The sequence below is a fragment of the Agromyces sp. Y575 genome (assembly GCF_059445445.1).
On record NZ_JCAIUI010000001.1, the window covers coordinates 313,493 to 334,002 of the forward strand.

Sequence of the window (20,510 nt, forward strand, 5' to 3'; positions counted from 1 at the left end):
GAATGGAAAGGATGATCACCTCCCCGTACGCCGAGCAGCTCGCTCGCATCCCCGTGCGGGCGCACCGCGTCGACGTCGACGGCACCGAGACCGCCTGGTGGGAGTACGGCGAAGCGGATGCACCGGCGCTCGTGCTCGTGCACGGGTTCCGCGGCGACCACCACGGCCTCGAACCGGTGGTGGCCCAGCTCCCGGGCTTCCGCATCATCTCGCCTGACCTTCCGGGATTCGGCGAGTCGGCCACGTTCTCCGGTCGACCTCACGAGATCGCGGCGTACGCCGACTGGCTCGGCGCGTTCATCGACGCCGTCGGCATCACGGGGCCTTACGCATTGCTCGGCCATTCGTTCGGCTCGATCGTGTCCGCGGCGGCCGTCGCCGGCGGGCTCGCACCCGAGCGACTCGTGCTCGTGAACCCGATCGGCGCACCGGCGCTCGAAGGGCCGCGGGGCGTCATGACCCGACTCGCCGTGCTCTATTACCGCACGGCCGCGGCGCTGCCCGAGCGGGCAGGGTTCGCGCTGCTGCGCAACGGCGCCATCGTGCGCATCATGAGCGTGACGATGGCGAAGACCCGGTCGAAGTCGCTCCGTCGGTGGATCCATGACCAGCACGATCGTTTCTTCTCCGCCTTCGGCGACCGCGACGCCGTGCTCGAGGCGTTCCGTGCATCGGTCAGCAATGACGTCAGCCAGTTCGCCGCCGATATCGCCGTGCCGACGTTGCTCGTCGCCGCCGAGCGCGACGACGTCACGCCGCTCTCGGCTCAGCACCGGCTCGTGACGCTTTTCCCCGACGCGAGCCTCGAGGTGATCCCCGAGGTGGGCCACCTCATCCACTACGAGACGCCGGGCGACGCCGCATCCCGCATCCTGCGGTTCCTTCGCGCCGGAGCGCGCGCGTGAGAATCATCGTCGACTGCCGTTACACCCGCATCGGGCAGCACGACGGCATCAGCCGGTTCACGGTGGGCATCGTGACCGAGCTCGGCAAGCGGCATCCGCTCACCATGCTCGTCAGCGACCATCGCCAGCTCGACATGCTGCCCGAGCTACCGTGGCAGCTCGTGAGCTCGCCCACGAGCATCCGTGAGCCGTTGGTGGCGCTGCAGGTCAAGAAGCTCCGACCCGACGTGGTGTTCACGCCGATGCAGACCATGGGCTCGTGGGGGCGCGACTACAAGCTGCTGCTCACCCTGCACGACCTCATCTACTACGAGAACCGCACGCCGCCACGCGATCTGGCGGCCCCGGTGCGCCTGCTCTGGCGGCTCTACCACCTCGCGTGGTGGCCGCAGCGCCTCTTGCTGAACGGCGCCGACCAGGTCGTCACCGTGTCTGAGACGACCGCCCGGCTCATCCACGAGCACCACCTCACCGACCGGCCGGTCACCGTCGTGCCGAACGCCGCCGACGACCTCGGTACGCCCTCGCTACCGCGTGTACGCCCTGAGGGGCACCGGCTCGTGTACATGGGCTCGTTCATGCCATACAAGAACGTCGACACCCTCGTGCGCGCCGTCGCAGCGCTGCCCGATCACGAGCTGCACCTCATGAGTCGCATCAGCCGAGACGAGCGGGCGCGGCTCACGCGACTCGCCCCGCAGGCCAGGCTCGTCTTCCACGACGGCGCAACGGATGCCGCGTACGCCGAGCTGCTCTCCGGCGCCACGGCCCTCGTGCACGCCTCGAAGGCAGAGGGCTTCGGCATCCCGCTCGTCGAGGCCATGAGGCTCGGCACTCCGGTGGTCGTCAGCGACATTCCGATCTTCCGCGAGATCGGCGGCGACGCGGCGGTGTACTTCGACCCCGAGAACCCCGAGTCGCTCGTCGCGGCCCTGTGGTCGCTCGAGCGTGCGGGGGAGTGGGAGCGGCGCTCCGCGGCATCCGTCGAGATCGCAGCCCGCTACAACTGGGCGGCGTCGGCCGAACGACTGCTCGCACTCATGCGCACCACCGTCGCAGGCAACGGGCTCAGGCACCGTCGACGCCGCAAACGCTGATTCAGCGCGGCCCCGTCGATCGGCTCGCGAGCCTCACGCGTCGGTGCCGGTGAGCGCTTCGGGTTCGACGAGCTCCAGTTCGCCCGCTTCGAATCGTACGAGGTGCACCGAACCGTTGGCGATCGCGTACCCGGGGCCAGGGAGCGCCCACTCGCTCAGGTGCAGCATGAGCGAGTGGATCACCCCGCCATGGGAGACGACGATGACGGAACCGCCCGGGTGGACCGCGGCGATGCCGGCGAGTGCTGCCGTCGCCCGGTCGATCACCGCCGAGCGCGGCTCGAGTCCTTCGATGGTCGCCGCTTGGGCCTCGATGGCGGCGCGGCCGGCGTGGTCGAGCCCCTCGAGCACGCCGTGGCCGCGCTCGGCCAGCTCGGCGATGAGGGCGGGCTCGGGCAGTTCGAGCGATCGGGCGATGATCTGCGCGGTCTCCGACGCACGTGAGAGGGGCGTTCCGTAGACGGCGTCCCATGGCTCCTCGCCGAGGAGCTCGGCAGTCAGCGCCGCCTGCCGACGCCCGGTGTCGTTCAAGGGGATGTCGGTCGTGCCCTGAATGCGGCGCGCGCGATTCCAGTCGGTCTCGCCGTGGCGCACGAGGGCGATGCGCACCGGGGCGTGGCGAGTGGCGTCGGTCGCGGCATCCGTCATTGCGCCAACTCTTGCAGAACGGCCGCTGTCGTCACGAATCGAGCGCTGCAGCGAAAGCTTCGAGCGTCTCGCTCGCGCCCGCGTCGATCTTCACGACGGCTCGGCTGTCGCCCTTGGTGATGCCGCGGTTGACGACGATGATCGGCAGGTGCTTGCGGCGCGCCTGCTCGATGAGTCGCATGCCCGAGTTCACGACGAGCGAAGAGCCGGCGACGAGCAGCACGTCGGCGCCCTGCACGAGCGCGGCGGCCGCCTGGAAGGTGGCGGCCGGAACGAACTCGCCGAAGAACACGACGTCGGGCTTCAGGATGCCGCCGCACACGGTGCACGACGGGATCACCATCGCGTCGACGTCGTCGACCTCGACATCGCCGTCGGGCGCGGGTCGAATCGCGGTTTCGAGGTCGATGTCGGGGTTGAGGGCTTCGAGTCGATCGGCGATCGCCTGGCGGGCGTAGTGCTGGCCGCACGTGAGGCAGAGCACGCGATCCATGCTGCCGTGCAATTCGATGACGTGCCGGTTGCCTGCGCGCCGGTGCAGGCCGTCGACGTTCTGCGTGATCACTCCGCTGACGACTCCGCTCGCCTCGAGCTCGGCGAGCGCGAGGTGCCCTCGGTTCGGGCGAGCATTGCCGAAGCTGCGCCAGCCGAGGTGGCTGCCGGCCCAGTAGCGTTTGCGGGCTGCCTCGGAGGCGAGGAACGTCTGCACGGTCATCGGCGTGCGCACCGGCGCGCCCTCGCCGCGATAGTCGGGAATGCCCGAATCGGTGCTGACGCCGGCGCCTGTGAGCACCGCCACACGCGCACCGCGCATGAGCTCGATCGCTTCGGCGAGTTGCGTTTCGGCCACGACCGGAGTCTCGATGCCAGCGCTCACTGCACGTCTCCCTTCGGCGGTGGTCCGATTCTAGACGTGTCCGTTTTCCGGAATGTTTCCGGCACTGGCAGGCTGGAGGTGAGGAGACCCATGCATATCGAACGAGTCCGCGACGCGGCATCCGATGCGGTGGCCGATTACGCGCGGCTCACCGACGTCGCCCTGCGCAGCGTCAGCGAGCCCGAGCGGGGCCTCTACATCGCCGAATCGGCCAAGGTCATCGGCCGCGCGATCCGTGCCGGCCACAGCCCCCGGTCCGTGCTCATGGAGGAGAAGTGGCTCGCCGCGCTCGAGCCGGTACTCGCGCCGTTCGACATCCCCGTGCACCTCGCCGACCCTGACCAGCTCGAGGCGATCACCGGCTATCGCGTGCACCGCGGTGCCCTGGCGGCGTTCGAGCGCCCGGTGCTCGCCGACCCGGCAGAGCTCCTCGCGAGCGCCCGTCGCGTCGTGGTGCTGGAAGACATCGTCGATCACACGAACGTCGGCGCGATCTTCCGCAGCGTCGCCGCGCTCGGCGCCGACGCAGTGCTCGTGAGCCCCCGATGTGCCGACCCGCTTTACCGCCGCAGCGTTCGAGTGAGCATGGGCACGGTGTTCCAAGTGCCATGGACCCGGCTGCCCGAGTGGCCCGAGGCGGCAGGGATGCTGCACGCTCACGACTTCACGATCGCTGCCCTCGCCCTCGCCGATGACGCGGTCTCGCTCCGCGAGCTCGCGGCAGATGCGCCAGAGCGGCTGGCACTCGTGTTCGGCGCCGAGGGCGACGGACTCAGCCGAACTGCGCTCGATGCCGCCGACCGAGTCGTGACGATTCCCATGCGGCACGGCGTCGATTCCCTGAACGTGGCTGCCGCTGCTGCAGTCGTGCTCTACGCGGTCGCGGTCGACGAGGAGGCTGCGGATGACTGAGATCGAGGCGCGCCAGGCGAAGGCCAGCGTGTACCGGCGGCGGCGCATCGTCGTCTTCAGTGCACTCGTGATCGTGATCGCGCTCGTCACGACGGGCGGGGTCTACACGGCCAATACGCTCGGCGCAGCGGTGCCGGCCGCCGCGCCGCAGATCACCGACCCCGAGCCCGTCGCGGCGGCCGCGCAAGCGCTCGCACTGCCGGGCTTCGGCGGATACGCCGTCGGGGCCGTCGGGTTCGACGGTCTCGTCGCCTCTGGAAACGAGGCGGCGCCGATGGCGATGGCGAGCATCACGAAGGTCATCACGGCCCTCGTCCTGCTCGAGGCGCATCCGATCCCGGCCGGCGAGAGCGGCCCCGACATCGAGTACACCGAAGCCGACGTCGACATCTACTGGGACATGGTCGCCCAGAACGGGTCGGTCGCTCCCGTCGAGGCAGGCGCGACCCTGAGCCTCAAGGAGAGCCTCGAGGCGCTCCTGATCCCGTCGGGCAACAACTACGGCATCTCTCTCTCGAACTGGGCCTTCGGCTCCGAACAGGCGCTCGTCGAGAAGGCGAACGCCTGGTTGGCTGCCCACGGGCTCGCGAACACGCACGTCGTCGACTCCAGCGGCATCTCCGACTACAACGTCGGCACCCCGGCCGACATGGTCGCGCTCGGGGAGATCGCTCTCCAGGACCCGACGATCGCGGCCATCGTCGCGTCGAAGAGCGTCGAGATCCCCGAGATCGGTGTTCTGACGAACTCGAACAAGCTGCTCGGCACGCACGGCGTCGACGGCATGAAGACCGGCTCGACGGATGACGCGGCGAACCTGCTCTTCACGGCCGACTACGCCGTGGGTTCGTCGACTGTGACCGTCATCGGCGTGCTGCTCGGCGGCGAGTCGCATGCCGTGCTCGACGAGGCGATCGCGATGCTGCTCGACTCCGTCGCGCCGGGCTTCCACGAGGTCGCGGCGCTCGAGGCGAACACGGTGCTCGCCGAGTACACGACGCCGTGGGGCGACTCGGCGCGGGCACGCGCCGCCGACGGGGCATCCGTCGTCGTCTGGAGCGATACGCCGGTCGACGTCGAGGTGCGGGCCGACCCCGTCGGGCTCGCGGCTCGCGGCGAGCAGGTCGGCACCGCCGTCGTGCGCGCCGGGTCTCAAGAGATCACCGTGCCGCTCGTGCTCGACGCCGCGATCGACGACCCCGGCACGTGGTGGCGGCTCGCCAATCCGGGCGCGCTCGACTGACGATCGCGTGAGCCTCCGATGGCCGTGCGTCAGTCGGGCAGTGAGTACGGCCCGGCATCGGGTCGCTTGGCGCTGATGAGGTCGCCCGACGACTGGTGACGCACTCGGCGCACCACCCAGGGCACGAGGTATTCGCGCGCCCACGAGAGGTCTTCGACTCGCGCCTGACGCCAGGTGCTCGACGGCAGCGGCTCGGGCTTCAGCGGCTCGAGTGAGTTCTCGACGTTCAACGCATCGAGGACCATGCGTGCGACGGTGTGGTGCCCGAGCGAGTTCAGGTGCAAACGGTCGGGCGACCACATGCGCTGGTCCTGGATCGCGGTCAGTCCCCACTGGTCGGCGACGATGCAGTCGTACTTCTGCGCGATGGCGCGGAGGTTCTCGTTGTAGATCGCGACCTTGCCGCGGATGCCGCGGAACACGGGGGAGAAGCCGACATCGACGCCGGTGAAGATCACGATCGTCGCATGATCACGGGAGAGTCGCTCGATCGCGTACTCGAAGCGCGCCGCGATCTCATCGGGGTCGGTGCGCGGCCGGAGCACGTCGTTGCCGCCCGCCGAGATGGTGATGAGGTCGGGGCGCAACGCGAGGGCGGGTTCGAGCTGTTCGTCGATGATCTGCTGGATCAACTTGCCGCGCACCGCGAGGTTCGCATAGGCGAAGTCTTCCGTGCCCTGGGAGAGCACCTCGGCAACGCGATCGGCCCAGCCGCGGTGGCCGCCGGGCACAGTCGGCTCGGGATCACCGATGCCCTCGGTGAAAGAGTCGCCGAGGGCGACGTAGCGCGACCATGGATGCTGCTGGGTGACCATGCCTCCATTCTGCACGTCCCTGCACGTGCTCGGTTCGAGGATGTCGGCCCCCTCCGCTACGCTCGGATTCAGTGAGCACCGCGATCCCTTTCGGCCCCCAACCGGGCACGTCAGCCGCCGAGCACCTCTCACCCTCATTCCCCGAACGTGCAGCGTGGGGCACCGCCTCGAAGCTTCGTGCATGGCAGGCCGAAGCGCTCGAGCAGTACCTCGCCGAGCTACCCCGCGACTTCCTCGCGGCCGCCACTCCCGGTGCCGGCAAGACGACCTTCGCACTCCGAATCGCGGCCGAGTTGCGCTCGCGCCGCATCATCGATCGCATCACGGTGGTGGCGCCGACCGACCACCTGAAACGCCAGTGGGCGGATGCCGCGGCGCGCGCCGGCATCCGTCTCGACCCGGGTTTCCGCAACGCCCACGGGCGAAGCGCCCGGCACTACCACGGAGTGGCGGTCACTTACGCGCAGGTCGCCATGCGGCCGGCGCTGCACCGTGAGCTGACCCTCTCGGGCAAGACCCTGGTCATCCTCGACGAGGTGCACCACGGCGGCGACGCGCTCTCTTGGGGCGACGCGATCCGCGAGGCGTTCGAGCCGGCGGCGAAGCGACTCTCGCTCACCGGCACGCCGTTCCGATCAGACACGGCGCCCATTCCGTTCGTGCAGTACGAGCCCGACGCTCAAGGCGTGCGGCTCTCGAAGTCCGACTACAACTACGGTTACGGCCGGGCACTCGCCGACGGCGTCGTGCGCCCAGTGCTCTTCATGGTCTATGCGGGCCACATGCGCTGGCGCACGAAGGCCGGCGACGAGATGGAGGCGAAGCTCGGCGAAGACAACACGAAAGACATCACCTCCTCGGCGTGGCGCACCGCGCTCGAGCCGAGCGGCGAATGGATCCCGGCGGTGCTCGCAGCGGCCGATCGCCGTCTCACCGAAGTGCGTCACGGCATCCCCGACGCAGGCGGGCTCGTCATCGCCACCGATCAGACGGTCGCGCGCGCGTACGCGCAGATCCTCGAGCAGATCAGCGGCGAGAAGGTCACGGTCGTGCTCTCCGACGAAAAGGAGGCGAGCGCCCGCATCGAGGAGTTCTCGGAGAGCGCGACTCGCTGGATGGTCGCGGTGCGCATGGTCTCCGAAGGGGTCGACGTGCCGCGCCTCGCGGTCGGCGTCTACGCGACGAGCGCCTCGACGCCGCTCTTCTTCGCCCAGGCCATCGGCCGCTTCGTCCGGGCCAGGCGGCGCGGTGAGACGGCATCGGTGTTCCTGCCGAACGTGCCCGGTCTCATGGCGCTGGCCGCGCAGCTCGAACTCGAGCGCGACCATGCTCTCGACCGGCGCAGCGGCGAGAACGACGATGACGGCCTCGACGACAGCCTGCTCGAGTCGGCCAACCGAGAAGAGCGCGCCTCCGAAGAGGCCGATCTCGGCACATGGGAGGCGATCGGGTCGGATGCCTCGTTCGACCGGGTGCTCTACGACGGCACCGAGTTCGGTACCCTCGCCGAGCCCGGCAGCGACGAGGAATTCGACTTCATCGGCATCCCCGGCATCCTCGAACCAGAGCAGGTATCCGAGTTGCTTCGCCATCGCCAGACGCGGCAGGCGCGGCGCGTCGGGGAGCGCCGCAAGCAGGTCGTCGCCGACGAGAACCCCGAGCCGGTGGCGCTCTACCGCACCCTGAAAGAGCAGAGGTCGCTGCTCAACAGTCTCGTCGGGCTCTGGGCCCGACACACGGGCGAAGCGCACTCGCAGGTGCACGCAGAACTGCGCCGTGTCTGCGGTGGCCCCGCAGTTGCGCAGGCCACGGTCACGCAGTTGCAGGCGCGCATCGAGTTCCTCCGCAAACGGCTCGGCAGCCGCTGAGCCGCACCGACTCGCGGCATCCGTGGCGGGTCTAGCATGACCCGTATGGAACGTCGCTCGCGAGTACTCGTCGTCGCCATCGTCGTCTCATTCATCGCGTTCCTCGACGGCGCGGTCATCAACGTCGCCTTGCCGGCGATCGAAGCGGAGCTCGGCGGGGGTCTCGCGCTGCAGCAATGGGCGGTCGACGCATACCTCCTGACCCTCGGTTCGCTGATCCTGCTCGCCGGTTCACTGTCGGACTCCTTCGGGCGATTGCGCATCATCCGCATCGGCCTCTACGGCTTCGCAGCCACCTCGGTGCTCTGCGCGGTCGCGCCCGACGGTCTCGTCTTCGTGATCGCCAGGGCACTGCAGGGCGCAGCGGGGGCGCTTCTCGTGCCGAGTTCGCTCGCGCTCATCATCGCGACCTTCCCGGCTGCGGCGCAGGGCAAGGCGATCGGGCGATGGACCGCGTGGACCACCGTCGCCTTCCTCATCGGGCCGCTCTTGGGCGGAGCGCTCGTCGACCTCGTCTCGTGGCGGCTCGTGTTCTGGATCAACCTGCTGCCGATCGCCTTCTCCCTCGTCTTCATGCACGCGCTCGGTCGAGATGCGCCGAACCCCGCGAAGGAGCGCATCGACTGGCTCGGGGCGGCGCTCGGCGTCGTCGGTCTCGGCGGTACGGTCTTCGCGCTCATCGAGCAGGGCCGGTTCGGTTGGTCGTCGCCGGTGGTCTACATTCCGCTCGTCGTCGGCCTCCTCGCGCTCGTGGCGTTCGTGTGGTGGGAACATCGGGCGCCGCAGCCGATGCTGCCACTCAGCCTCTTCCGCGCGCGCAACTTTGCGGCGGGCAACCTCGCCACGCTCTTCATCTACGCCGCGTTCTCGCTCGGACCGTTCGCGATCACGATCTTCCTGCAGGAGTACGCCGGCTTCTCCGCGACGCTGGCCGGGCTCGCGACCCTGCCGCCGACCATCATGATCGTCTTCCTCGGATCGTGGTTCGGCGGACTCTCGTCGCGCCTCGGGCCGCGGATCTTCATGACGCTCGGCCCGATCACGGTCGCAGTCGGGTACTTGTTGACGCTCACGGTGGCGCCCGATGTCGAGTACTGGACGCAGTTCCTGCCCGGCATCGTGGTCACGGGTCTCGGTATGGCTATGACCGTCGCGCCGTTGACCGCGGCGATCCTCGGCGCGGTCGACCCGGCGAGGGCCGGCATCGGCTCGGCGGTGAACAACGCAGTGGCACGCATCGCCGGGCTCGTCGCGATCGCGTCGATCGGTGTCATCGTCGGCACGCAGCTCGACGTCGACGGCTATCACCGCGTCGCGATCGCGACGGCGGTATTCCTCGTCGTCGGTGGCATCGTGTCGTGGATCGGGATCCGAAACCCGGCGCCGGTCGCCGCCCCCGGCTCCGAATCGGAGCCGGCGCGCGACTGAGGACCGTGCGCCGTCGGCCGACCGGGTCAGCGCACTCCGGCATCTTCCCGCTTGGCCGTCCCGGCCTCGGCGTCGTGGTGGAGTCCGCCCAGTTCGGCCGCACGGTCGAGCGCGGCCATGAGGTCGCTCGTGAGGTCGTCGACGTGCTCGAGCCCGATCGACAGGCGCACGACGCCCGCTCCGGGCTTCGCCTCACCGGCGACCGGGCGGTGCGTGAGCGAAGCCGGGTGTTGTATGAGCGAGTCGACACCGCCGAGCGACACGGCATGCGTGATGAGCTCGCACGATTCCGTGAACCGCGCTGCAGCGTCGTATCCGCCGATGAGTTCGATGGCGATGATCGATCCAGGCCCCTCGAGCTGAGTGCCGAGGAGACCGGCAGGGTCTTGGCCGGGCAGGCCCGGGTAGTGCACACCGGCGACCGCCGGATGCGTGAGCAGCCGCTCGGCGAGCACGGTGGCCGTCTCCTGTTGCGCGCGCACGCGCAGCGGGAGCGTGCGGAGTCCGCGGTGCAAGAGGTACGCGGCCATCGGATGCAGCAGGCCACCGGTGAGTGCCCGCACCTGCCGCAGCCGCTCGACCCAGCTGCGGTCACCCGCGATGATGCCGCCCATCACGTCGCCGTGCCCGCCGAGGTACTTCGTCGCGCTGTGCAGCACGAGGGTCGCGCCGTGTTCGACGGGGCGCTGCAGCACGGGGGTCGCGAAGGTGTTGTCGACGAGCACCGGCACGTCGCCCGCGGCATCCACGACGGCCCGGATGTCGACGAGTTCGAGCGTCGGGTTCGCGGGTGTCTCGACGACCACGAGCCCGGTGTCGGGACGGACGGCCGAGCTGATGTCCGCGGCATCCGCCCACGTCACCTCGGTGCCGAGCAGGCCGCTCGCGAGCACGTGGTCGGTGCCGCCGTAGAGCGGCCGGACCGCGACGATGTGCGGCTGACCGGCCGAAGCCGTGGCGATGAGCGTTGCTGCGAGCGCGGCCATGCCGCTCGCGAAGGCGACGGCGCCTTCGGTACCCTCGAGCCCGGCGAGCGACTCCTCGAAGCGCGCGACGCCCGGCTGCCAGAGACGCTGGTAGACCGCGGAGCGGCCTTCGCCGAGGTCGTGGCCGGTCGCGAGCTCTTCGTACGACGCACCGCCGTTCTCGACGGAATCGAGCGGGTTGGTGGTCGAGAAATCGATGACGGGCACGTGGGATCCGCTCTCTCGAACGCCCGCCATGCCGCCGTGAACGGCGCGGGTCTCGAGATGGGACGACGATGTCTGCATGGGTCGAACCAAGCAGAATCTGTGAGATTCAGCAACTCGGCATGAAGCATCGATGCGATATGCTCGAAATCTCGAATCTTCTGCAAATCCGACGCAAGGAGCCGACTCGTGGCGCAGAAACCAGAACTCGACCGTGTCGACCGCGCACTGCTCCAGGCGCTCTCGACGAATGCGCGCGCCTCGGGTGCCGCCCTCGCTGCCGAGGTCGGGGTCGCCGAATCCACGGTGTCGCTCCGTTTGCGACGCCTGCAGAGTCTCGGCACCGTGCGCGGCTACCGCGTCGACGTCGATCTCGCCTCGCTCGGCGTCTCGCTTCAGGCGCTCATCGCAATTCGTCTCGTGAAGCACGATCGCAGTGAGATCGATGCGTTCCGGCAGGCGGTGCCGCACCTGCCCGGCGTGCTCGGCGTCTTCCACATGGCCGGCGCAGAGGACTACCTGATCCACGTCGCCGCGCGCGACGCCGAAGAACTGCGCGAGTTCGTGCTCGCGTACCTCACGGGGCATCCGGCCGTCGCGCACACCGAGACGAACCTGATCTTCGAACACGTCGACGGCGACGGCTGGAACCGCCTCGTCAGCTGAGATTCCGGCCTCGTTGCCCGATGTCCCCGCACCGCCGGTTCGGCGTTCCGAAATCCTGCCAATCCGGGCGAACCGCGGAATCCCGCGGGCAACGGCCGATATCGTGACTTTGGTCGCGCGAGCGGTCGGCAAGCGATGGCGCGGAGCGAGCACGGCCACGGCTGCCGGTTCCACGCCGTGAAATGGGAGCATGATGAGCAACGACCAGTCGAGGGGCACCTCGACCGACCGCGCCCGATGGCGGCGTTATCTCGCCGACGAACGCGCAGAGGCAGCCGTCTACCGGGAGCTCGCGGCACGACGCGAGGGTGAGGAACGAGAGATCCTGCTCGCGCTGGCCGCCGCGGAAGGGCGCCATGAGGCGCATTGGCTCGACCTGCTCGGCGGCGACGACCACGGCGTGCCCCGCGCCGACGTTCGCACGCGACTGCTCGGCGCGCTCGCGAGACGGTTCGGTTCGATCTTCGTGCTCGCGCTCGCGCAGCGTGCCGAGGCACGCTCGCCGTATGCGAGCGACCCCGATGCCACCGCGGCGATGGCTGCCGACGAACGCATCCACGGCGAGGTGGTGCGCGGGCTCGCAGCTCGAGGCCGCCGCCGCCTCGCCGGCACCTTCCGTGCCGCCGTCTTCGGCGCCAACGACGGGCTCGTCTCGAACCTTGCACTCGTGCTCGGAATCGGCGCCACGGGCGTCCCAGCTTCGGTGGTGCTCTTCACGGGTGTCGCCGGACTGCTCGCTGGTGCACTGTCGATGGGCGCCGGAGAGTACGTTTCGGTACGATCGCAGCGCGAGCTGCTCGAGGCATCCACCCCCGACCCCTCGGCGCGCGACGCCTTGCCCGACCTCGACATCGACGCCAACGAGCTCGCGCTCGTCTACCGGGCGCGCGGCATGGAGGAGCGCGCTGCAGTCGAACACGCCGCCCTCGTCGTCGCCCGTGTGCACGCAGCCGAGCAGGCGCAGACGCCGACCGACGCATGGACCGTCGCCGAACACGACGACGAGGCTGTCGGCACCGGACTCTCGGCCGCGATCTCGAGCTTCTGCTTCTTCGCATCTGGCGCACTGATCCCGGTGCTGCCCTACCTCTTCGGTATGACCGGTCTTCCGGCGGTCATCACGGCGACGGTGCTCGTGGGCATCGCGCTACTCGCGACCGGGGCGATCGTCGGGCTCCTCTCCGGAGCGTCGCCGCTGAAGCGGGCGCTTCGCCAGCTCGCCATCGGACTCGGCGCGGCGGCCATCACCTACGTGCTCGGACTCGCGTTCGGCACCACCATCGCCTAGGAGCTCCATGTCACGACGTACTGCCCTGATCACCGGTGCCGGCCGCAGCAATGGCATCGCCTGGGCGATCGCCACCTCACTCGCCGCCGACGGCTGGGACATCGCATTCAGCTACCTGGGCGACTACGACCGGCGGATGTCGCTGGGCGGCGATCCCGACCGGGACCCTGCGGCGCTCGAGGCCGAGCTTCGCACGATCGGCGTGCGTGCGCTCGGCATCGACGCCGATCTCGCCGATCCTGAGGTGCCCGGCCGACTCGTGTCCCAAGCGGCTGCCGAGCTCGGACCGATCGGTGCGCTCGTGCTCTCGCACGCGGAAGGCGTGGATTCCGGCCTCCTCGACACCTCGCTCGAGAGCTTCGACCGTCACTTCGCCGTGAACACCCGGGCATCGTGGCTGCTGCTCCAGGCCTTCGCCGCGCAGGTGCCGGTCGATGGCGGCGGCCGGGTCGTCGCCCTCACCAGTGATCACGTCGTCGGCAATCTGCCGTATGGTGCGAGCAAGGGGGCGCTCGATCGCATCGTCATCGCGGCTGCCCGTGAACTGGCGCCGCTCGGCATCACGGCGAACCTCGTGAATCCGGGGCCCGTCGACACGGGTTGGATGGACGATGCGACGCGCGCAGCACTCATCGCTGCACAGCCGAGCGGGCGTCTCGGCACGCCAGATGATGCCGCACGACTGGTGCGCTTCCTCGTCTCAGACGAGGGGCGATGGGTCTCGGGTCAGCTGATCAAGAGCGACGGCGGCTTCTCGATCTGATGCGCCCTGATGCGCCCTGATGCACCTCGACCGGCGAACGTGCTCCGACGGCCGCCTCATCCGACCGGTGCGGTCACGAAGTCGATGAGTTCTTCGACTCGGCCGAGCAGCGCGGGTTCGAGGTCGCCGTAGCCGCGCACACGGCCGAGAATGTGCTGCCAGGCCCGCGCGATGTCGGCCTGCTCGGCGCGCGGCCAGCCGAACGCATCGCATACGCCGTGCTTCCACTCGGTACCCCTCGGGATCACCGGCCAGGCGGTCTTGCCGAGGCGGGCGGGCTTGACGCCCTGCCAGATGTCGATGAACGGGTGCCCGACGACGAGTACGTTCGCCACGTGCGGGCCCCGCATGACGGCGTCGGCGATGCGCTGCTCCTTCGAGCCGGGCACGAGGTGGTCGACGAGCACGCCCGCCTTGCGGCCGGGGCCCGGCCGGAACTCGTCGAGCACATCATCGAGCACATCGACGCCTTCGAGGTACTCGACGACGACGCCCTCGACGCGCAGGTCTGCGCCCCAGACCTTCTCGACGAGCTCGGCATCGTGGCGCCCCTCGACGAATATGCGACTCGGCAGCGCGACCCGGGCGGGTGCGGATTCCACCGCGAACGATCCCGATGCCGTGCGCAGCCGGCCGGCCGGTGCCTTCGGTTTCGGTGCGACGAGTTGTACGGCTTCGCCGTCGACGAGGAACCCATGGCCGAGCGGGAACATCCGCTTGCCGCCGAAACGGTCCTCGAGCGTCACGACACCCTTCGCAACACCGGTCACTGCACCGCAGAAGCCGTTCTCGGCGAGTTCGACCACCAGATCGCGTTCGGCCTCGACCTCGGGGATGGTGCGACGGCCGCGAGCCTTCCAATCGCCTGCGAGCACGTCGGCTCCGTAGCGGTCGAAGGGATCACGGTGGGAGGCATCAGAGGGTGTCGCGGGCACCGGTCGAGGCTAACGGAAGTCGCGCGATCGGTGCGGCGCCGACACGGTGAGCGGCTCGAATCGATCGGCGATGAGATTGGTGACCCCCTCGCGTGATCGTTCGAGCATGCCGCGCACGATCATCGCAGGTGCCTCGCGGGCGATGCGCCGGTAGCGGTTCCACACCCCGACGCCGGCGATCACGTTCAGCGTGCCGGACTCGTCTTCGATGTTGAGGAAGGTGATGCCGCTCGCAGTCGCCGGTCGCTGCCGATGCGTGACCACCCCTCCAACCTCGATGCGGCGGCCACTCTCGGCCTGCTGCAGCCGGTCGATGCGGATTGCTCCTCGCTCGTCGAGTCGCTCGCGCACGTGCCGGATCGGGTGGTCGTCGGGGGAGATTCCCGTGGCCCACAGATCGTAGACGACCTGCTCGGCCGGGCTCAGCATCGGCAGCAGCGGTGGTTGCACGACGACGACGGATCCGGCGAGATACTCCTCGCGGTCGGCGGCGGCCTCGCCCGCGAGCCAGAGGGCTTCACGTCGCTCGAGCCCGAACCCGTCGAAGGCGCCGGCCGCGGCGAGCGCCTCGAGCTGGGTGGCGTCGAGAGCTGCGCGACGCGAGACGTCGGCCATGTCGCGGTACGGGCCTCGAGCCTCGCGTTCGGCGATGATGCGCTCGGCGACGACCTTGCCGATGGAGGAGACGTCGGCGAGTCCGAGTCGCACTGCGAAGGCGCCATCGCGACGGTGCTCGGCTCCGCGGTCGGGTGCAGTGCGGTCGAAGCTCTGGTCGATGGGCGGCTGCACGGGGTTCGCGCACGCATCGAGGCCAGTCGGATGCTGCGTTCCCTGAGCCTGTCGAGTTCCCTGAGCCTGTCGAGTTCCCTGAGCCTGTCGAAGGGAACCCGCTTCGACAGGTTCAGCGAGCGGTTCGTTCGCCTCGAGCCCCGCGTGCACCCCCGACCGCAGGATGTCGGGGCGCAGCATCTCGACGCCGTGGCGCCGTGCATCGGCGGTGAGCGTCTGCGGCGAGTAGAAGCCCATCGGCTGCGCGCGCAGGAGCGCGGCGAGAAACGCGGCCGGATAGTGCAGCTTCAGCCACGAGCTCGCGTAGACGAGCAGTCCGAAGCTCAGGGCGTGGCTCTCGGCGAAGCCGAAGTTCGCAAAGGCTTCGATCTTCGCGTAGATCGAGTCGGCGACGTCGTCTTCGATGCCGTTCTCGGCCATGCCCGCGTAGAGCTTCGCTTTCAACCGCTCGATCTTCTCGACCCCGCGCTTCGAACCCATGGCACGCCTCAACTGGTCGGCGTCGGCGGCGTCGCAGTTGCCGACCGCGACCGCCATCTGCATGAGCTGCTCCTGGAAGAGGGGGACTCCCAGCGTGCGCTCGAGCACCGGCTCGAGTTTTGGATGCAGGTAGCTCACCGCCTCTTCACCCGTGCGGCGTCGGATGTACGGATGCACCGCGCCGCCCTGCACGGGACCTGGACGGATGAGCGCGATCTCGACGACGAGGTCGTAGAAGCACCGGGGTTTGAGCCGAGGGAGCGTGCCCATCTGCGCCCGGCTCTCAACCTGGAAGACACCGATCGAGTCGGCGCGACAGAGCATGTCGTAGACCGCCTCTTCCTCTTTCGGCAGGGTCGAGAGCTCCCACACCTCACCCGTCGACTCACGCACGAGGTCGAAGGTGTACTGCAGCGCCGCGAGCATGCCGAGGCCGAGCAGGTCGAACTTCACGAGCCCCATCCACGCGCAGTCGTCTTTGTCCCACTGCACCACGGTGCGGTTCTCTTTGCGGGCGTGCTCGATCGGCACCACCTCGCCGACCGGGCGGTCGGTGAGCACCATGCCGCCCGAGTGGATGCCGAGGTGGCGCGGAAAGGTGAGCACCTGCTCGGCGAGCTCGACGACGGCGGCGGGGATGTCGTGGTCGTCGGTCTCGACGACCGCCCCCCATCGTTCGATCTGTCGCGACCAGGCATCTTGCTGGCCAGTGGAGTAGCCGAGCGCCTTCGCCATGTCACGCACCGCGACCTTCGGCCGATAGCTGATGACGTTGGCGACCTGCGCCGCGTTCTGCCTGCCGTACTTGTCGTAGACGTACTGGATGATCTCTTCACGTCGGTCGGAGTCGAAGTCGACGTCGATGTCGGGCTCTTCGTCGCGGAGCGCGGAGAGGAAGCGCTCGAACGGCAACCCGTACCCGATCGAATCGACCGCGGTGATGCGTAGTGCGTAGCAGACCGCCGAGTTCGCCGCCGATCCGCGCCCCTGGCAGAGGATGCCGCGCCGCCGCGCCTCGGCGACGATGTCGTGCACGATGAGGAAGTAGCCGGAGAAGTCTTTCAGCTCGATGACGTCGAGCTCGCGCTCGAGCCGCTCGCGCACATGCGTCGGCACACCGGGATAGAGCTGTTCTGCGCCCTGCCAGACGAGCACCCGCAGCCAGCTCATCGGCGTGTGCCCCTCTGGCACCTCTTGCTTCGGCAGCTTCGGACGGGCACTGCGCAGAGTGAATCCGAGCTCTTCGGCGAGCGTCACCGAGCGGGCGACCGCTCCGGGGTAGCGGGCGAACCGCTCGGCCATCTCGGCGCCGCTGCGCAGATGCAGCTGGTCGGATGCCGGCAGCCATCCGTCCAGTTCGTCGAGGCTGCGGCGTGCCCGCACCGCCGCGAGGGCGGCTGCGAGACGATGCTCGGGCGGTGTCGCGTAGTGCACGGCGTTCGTGGCGAGCAGCGGCAACCCGGCGCGCTCGGCGAGTCCGGCGAGGGCGTCGTTCGCCGTCTGATCGAACGGATGCCCGTGGTCGAAGAGCTCGACCACGACGTTCTCGTGGCCGAAGAGCGCGGTCAGGCGATCGAGCTCGCGCGCCGCGGCATCCGCCCCGCCCTCGGCGAGCGCACGACGTACCGCGCCCTTGCGGCATCCGGTCGGCACGACCCACTCACCGTCTGCTCGCTCGGCGAGCTCTTCGATGGAGTACACCGGTCGCCCCTTCTCGCCGCCGGCGAGCTGACCGGCGGTGATCGCGCCGGCGAGCCGGTGATAGCCCGCCTCACGCCGGGCGAGCACGAGCAGATGTTCGCCCTCGGGGTCGGCGAAGCCGTTCTGCGGGCCTTGCAGGCCGAGCGAGAGTTCGGCGCCGAAGACCGTCTGCAGCTCGGGGAAGCTCTCGGCGGCCTCGGCGAAGTGCACGATGCCGTAGAAGCCGTCGTGGTCGGTGATGGCGAGCCCCGTGAGCCCGAGCCGCTGCGCCTCTTCGACCAGTTGCTCGGGGGAGGAGGCGCCGTCGAGGAAGCTGAAGTTCGAGTGCGCGTGCAGCTCGGCGTAGGGCACGATCGGCCCGGCCGGTGCCTCGAGGTCGGTTGCCGGGCGATACGGATGCCGCTTGCGGCTCCACGCCGGACTGTCGCCGCCGTCGCCGATGAGCTTGGGCGCACCCGGCCGACGCGCATCGGAGAGCTTGCGCTCGAGCTCCGACCACGGGATGCCGGGGTTGTTCCACCCCATCAGCGACCACCACCCATCAGCACAGCCAGTCGTTCCACACGATCAGTTCAGCCAGTTCCACCTCATCAGTCGTACCTCGCCTCGGCCCACCAGCCCTCGTCGTCGCGCACGAGAAGCCACGCACACCCGTCATCGTCGACGATCTGGAAGCGGTGCACACGTTTGGCGTGCTCGGCGTCCCACCAGCGCTCGACGACCGGCCAGGGCCCCGCCCAGGCCCGCACAGGGGCGGCATCGCCGCCGGCGAGCGCGAAGCGTTCGGGGTTCGCCGAGATCGCCCCACGGGCGTCGATCGTGACCGGGGAGCCGCTGGCGTCGAGCAGCCCGATCGGCAGCCGCTCACGGAAGACGCTTGCGGGCGCGAGAGCGGGCAGGCTGCCGGGCCACGGCGCCGCCGTCTGCTCGCCCGTGCGCTCGGGAACCCGGTCGCCCCACGGCACGAGCACCTGCCGGTCGGCGAGCATGCGGCCACCACCGACCGACGCGGTCACGACCGCATCGTGGCCGAGCATGCTCTGTACCCGGGTGAGCCCATGGTGCACGCGCTCGTCGGGTCCGCCGCCCCAGAGCCCCTCTTCGTGGTTGCCGGTCGAGTCGATGCGTTCGGGCACGACGCGCAGCCGCACGATGGGCGAGGCGAGCCCGCTGTCGGCGGTGCCCGCGCCCTGCAACTGCCAGCGCACCCGGTCGACGACGTCGGCGGGTGTGAACCAGCGTGGGTGCAACCAGCTTCGGCTCGAGTGCCCGCCGCCTTCGTCGTCGATCTCGACGCGGATACCGGTGCACACGAGTCGCTTCGCCCGCATTCGTTCGATGAACTCGGAGGCATGCACCCGAAAGGCGAAGGCGAGCTGGTCGATGCGATCGAGCGGCGGCTCGAACTCCTGCGCCACCTCGAACTCGGGCGGCGGTGTGCGTGCGAGCACCCTGGCCTGCTCGCGCCCCGACGCCCGGTCGTGTGCGAACGCGCCCGCCGCGCCGAAGCGACGCCGCACATCGGCCTCGGGCAGCGCTGCGAACTCGCCGAGGGTGCGAACGCCGAGCCGGTTGAGCAGGGTCGACGTGCGGGCATCGACGACGAGGCTCACGGGCAGCGGAGAAATGAACGCAGCGGATGTCCCGGGCGCGACGATGCCCACGGGGGATTCGCCGGTCGCCCGCGCAGCCTGCTCGGCCGCGAAGGGGCCGTCGGCGACACCGACCCGGGCGCCGGGCACCCCGAGCGCTGCGACGGTGTCGAGGAGCGCCTGCGCCGCGGCATCCTCACCGCCGTAGTAGCGGGCCGCGCCGCGGGCCCTCATTGCGAGCGTGCCCGGGCGGATGAGCTGCACACCCGGCACCGTCTCTTCGACACGTCGCACGACCGGTTCGAAGACCCGCACGTCGAGCGAGGCGTCGTAGTCGAGCAGCGTGAGCGCGGGGGAGCGGTACTGGGCCTCGCGAATCTTCAATCCGCGAACGACACCGTCGCTGCGGGCGGCCGCCGAGCAGGCGAAGACCTGCCCTCCCTCGGTGAGGGCGATGGGGGAGGCCGGGTCGATCCCGTGTTCGCGACAGGCCGCGAACACGGGCCAGTCGGCACACCAGAGCACGATCGTGCGGCCGGGGTCGATGACCATCAGACGGCCCGCCGCACATATTCGTCGAGACGCACCGGATCGGGAGTCGCTTCCGAGGCGGCCCGGAACTCGAGCGAACGACCCGGCAGCCGGAGACGGGAGCGAGGACGCCGCCCGAACTCCCCACGCCCGCCCGCAGCGACGACGACGTCGCGATCGCTGAGATGCCCGTGACCCAGCTCGAGACCGTGCCACTCGCTCGCCTCGACGCCGAGGCTCGCATCACTGCCCGGCCATTCGCCCGCGACGAGCAGCACGGTGCCGCGCTGCCTGAGCCGCGCCGTCAGTCGTGACGTCTCAGCTGGGGTGACCCGACCGGCCGGTCGCACGGCGACCACGGGGATCACATCGGCGAGCGCGGCGATCACGGTGAGCCACTGCCGTCCGGGGTCGGGCACGAGCACGAGCCGCTCGAGGTCGATGCCGAACCGTGCGGCCGCCTCGATGCCGAACTCCGGCATGCCTGCGACGGCGACCCAGCGCCCGCTCGCCGACGGGCCGGCGAGGAGGGCCATGAGCAGGGTCGTCGAGCCTTCGACGGTGACGACCGTGCCCTCGCGAAGGCTGCCGCCCGGCAGCACCTGTTCGAGGGCCGGATGTGTCGGCACCGTCTTGGAGTCGAGCCGCGTGGCCTGCATCCCGCGGATGCGGGCCTGCAGCTCCTCGACGCGCGAGGGCACTTCGGCCGGGGCGAGGGGAGCGGTCATGGTCATTTACACAGTTTCGAACACATGTTCGAATAGAGCAAGTCGGCAGTGCCG

17 protein-coding genes are annotated in these 20,510 nt (G+C 69.6%); 9 read left to right on the plus strand and 8 right to left on the minus strand.

Annotated elements, in window-relative coordinates; all coding sequences use genetic code 11:
- Positions 1-11 precede the first annotated feature (11 nt).
- Positions 12-905 carry an alpha/beta fold hydrolase gene (locus tag AC1C2U_RS01590; RefSeq protein ID WP_495359969.1) on the plus strand — a complete coding sequence of 298 codons (894 nt, stop codon included), beginning with the start codon at positions 12-14 and terminating at the stop codon, positions 903-905.
- Complete coding sequence (locus tag AC1C2U_RS01595) at positions 902-2,002, plus strand: glycosyltransferase family 4 protein (RefSeq protein WP_495359970.1); 1,101 nt, start codon at positions 902-904, stop codon at positions 2,000-2,002. Before AC1C2U_RS01590 ends, AC1C2U_RS01595 begins: the two co-directional genes overlap by 4 nt.
- 33 nt (positions 2,003-2,035) lie before the next feature.
- Here AC1C2U_RS01595 and AC1C2U_RS01600 read toward each other — a convergent pair whose 3' ends face one another.
- Both AC1C2U_RS01600 and AC1C2U_RS01605 read right to left on the minus strand, forming a co-directional pair.
- Complete coding sequence (locus AC1C2U_RS01600; RefSeq protein ID WP_495359971.1) at positions 2,036-2,650, minus strand: histidine phosphatase family protein; 615 nt, start codon at positions 2,648-2,650, stop codon at positions 2,036-2,038.
- Between the two features lie 31 nt (positions 2,651-2,681).
- Complete coding sequence (locus AC1C2U_RS01605) at positions 2,682-3,464, minus strand: NAD-dependent protein deacetylase (RefSeq protein ID WP_495360825.1); 783 nt, start codon at positions 3,462-3,464, stop codon at positions 2,682-2,684.
- Positions 3,465-3,617: 153 nt separating this feature from the next.
- Here AC1C2U_RS01605 and AC1C2U_RS01610 point away from each other — a divergent pair, with 153 nt between their 5' ends.
- Complete coding sequence (locus AC1C2U_RS01610; protein WP_495359972.1) at positions 3,618-4,439, plus strand: TrmH family RNA methyltransferase; 822 nt, start codon at positions 3,618-3,620, stop codon at positions 4,437-4,439.
- Complete coding sequence (locus AC1C2U_RS01615) at positions 4,432-5,682, plus strand: D-alanyl-D-alanine carboxypeptidase family protein (RefSeq protein ID WP_495359973.1); 1,251 nt, start codon at positions 4,432-4,434, stop codon at positions 5,680-5,682. The genes AC1C2U_RS01610 and AC1C2U_RS01615 overlap by 8 nt, the downstream gene beginning before the upstream one ends.
- Positions 5,683-5,711: 29 nt before the next feature.
- Here AC1C2U_RS01615 and AC1C2U_RS01620 read toward each other — a convergent pair whose 3' ends face one another.
- On the minus strand, positions 5,712-6,497 hold the full coding sequence (locus AC1C2U_RS01620) for an SGNH/GDSL hydrolase family protein (protein WP_495359974.1): 786 nt from the start codon (positions 6,495-6,497) through the stop codon (positions 5,712-5,714).
- 71 nt (positions 6,498-6,568) lie between these two features.
- Between AC1C2U_RS01620 and AC1C2U_RS01625 the strand changes: the two genes are divergently transcribed.
- Positions 6,569-8,365, plus strand: coding sequence for a DEAD/DEAH box helicase (locus AC1C2U_RS01625; RefSeq protein WP_495359975.1), 1,797 nt, complete (start codon positions 6,569-6,571; stop codon positions 8,363-8,365).
- Between the two features lie 45 nt (positions 8,366-8,410).
- The gene (locus AC1C2U_RS01630) at positions 8,411-9,793 is read left to right on the plus strand and encodes a DHA2 family efflux MFS transporter permease subunit (protein ID WP_495359976.1); all 1,383 of its coding nucleotides are present in this window, start codon (positions 8,411-8,413) and stop codon (positions 9,791-9,793) included.
- 26 nt (positions 9,794-9,819) lie between these two features.
- Here the strand turns inward: AC1C2U_RS01630 and AC1C2U_RS01635 are convergent, their stop codons facing one another.
- The gene (locus AC1C2U_RS01635) at positions 9,820-11,064 is read right to left on the minus strand and encodes a trans-sulfuration enzyme family protein (RefSeq protein ID WP_495359977.1); all 1,245 of its coding nucleotides are present in this window, start codon (positions 11,062-11,064) and stop codon (positions 9,820-9,822) included.
- 108 nt (positions 11,065-11,172) lie between these two features.
- On the opposite strand from AC1C2U_RS01635, the gene AC1C2U_RS01640 reads away from it, so the two are divergent.
- From AC1C2U_RS01640 to AC1C2U_RS01650, 3 genes are all read left to right on the plus strand, one after another.
- Positions 11,173-11,649 (plus strand): Lrp/AsnC family transcriptional regulator, encoded by a 477-nt coding sequence (locus tag AC1C2U_RS01640; protein ID WP_495359978.1) that lies wholly within the window; start codon positions 11,173-11,175, stop codon positions 11,647-11,649.
- A gap of 193 nt (positions 11,650-11,842) precedes the next feature.
- Complete coding sequence (locus tag AC1C2U_RS01645) at positions 11,843-12,937, plus strand: VIT1/CCC1 transporter family protein (RefSeq protein ID WP_495359979.1); 1,095 nt, start codon at positions 11,843-11,845, stop codon at positions 12,935-12,937.
- Positions 12,938-12,944: 7 nt separating this feature from the next.
- Positions 12,945-13,700 carry an SDR family oxidoreductase gene (locus AC1C2U_RS01650; protein ID WP_495359980.1) on the plus strand — a complete coding sequence of 252 codons (756 nt, stop codon included), beginning with the start codon at positions 12,945-12,947 and terminating at the stop codon, positions 13,698-13,700.
- A 56-nt stretch (positions 13,701-13,756) separates the two neighbouring features.
- On the opposite strand, the gene AC1C2U_RS01655 is transcribed toward AC1C2U_RS01650, so the two are convergent.
- From AC1C2U_RS01655 to imuA', 4 genes are all read right to left on the minus strand, one after another.
- Entirely contained in the window at positions 13,757-14,635 is an 879-nt protein-coding gene (locus AC1C2U_RS01655; RefSeq protein WP_495359981.1) for a DUF3097 domain-containing protein, read from the minus strand.
- 9 nt (positions 14,636-14,644) lie between these two features.
- Positions 14,645-18,130, minus strand: coding sequence for an error-prone DNA polymerase (locus tag AC1C2U_RS01660; RefSeq protein ID WP_495359982.1), 3,486 nt, complete (start codon positions 18,128-18,130; stop codon positions 14,645-14,647).
- Between the two features lie 65 nt (positions 18,131-18,195).
- Positions 18,196-19,749, minus strand: a complete 1,554-nt coding sequence (locus AC1C2U_RS01665; RefSeq protein WP_495359983.1) for a DNA polymerase Y family protein — start codon at positions 19,747-19,749, stop codon at positions 18,196-18,198.
- Complete coding sequence (imuA', locus tag AC1C2U_RS01670) at positions 19,749-20,462, minus strand: DnaE2-dependent mutagenesis accessory factor ImuA' (RefSeq protein WP_495359985.1); 714 nt, start codon at positions 20,460-20,462, stop codon at positions 19,749-19,751. Before imuA' ends, AC1C2U_RS01665 begins: the two co-directional genes overlap by 1 nt.
- Between the last annotated feature and the right edge of the window lie 48 nt (positions 20,463-20,510).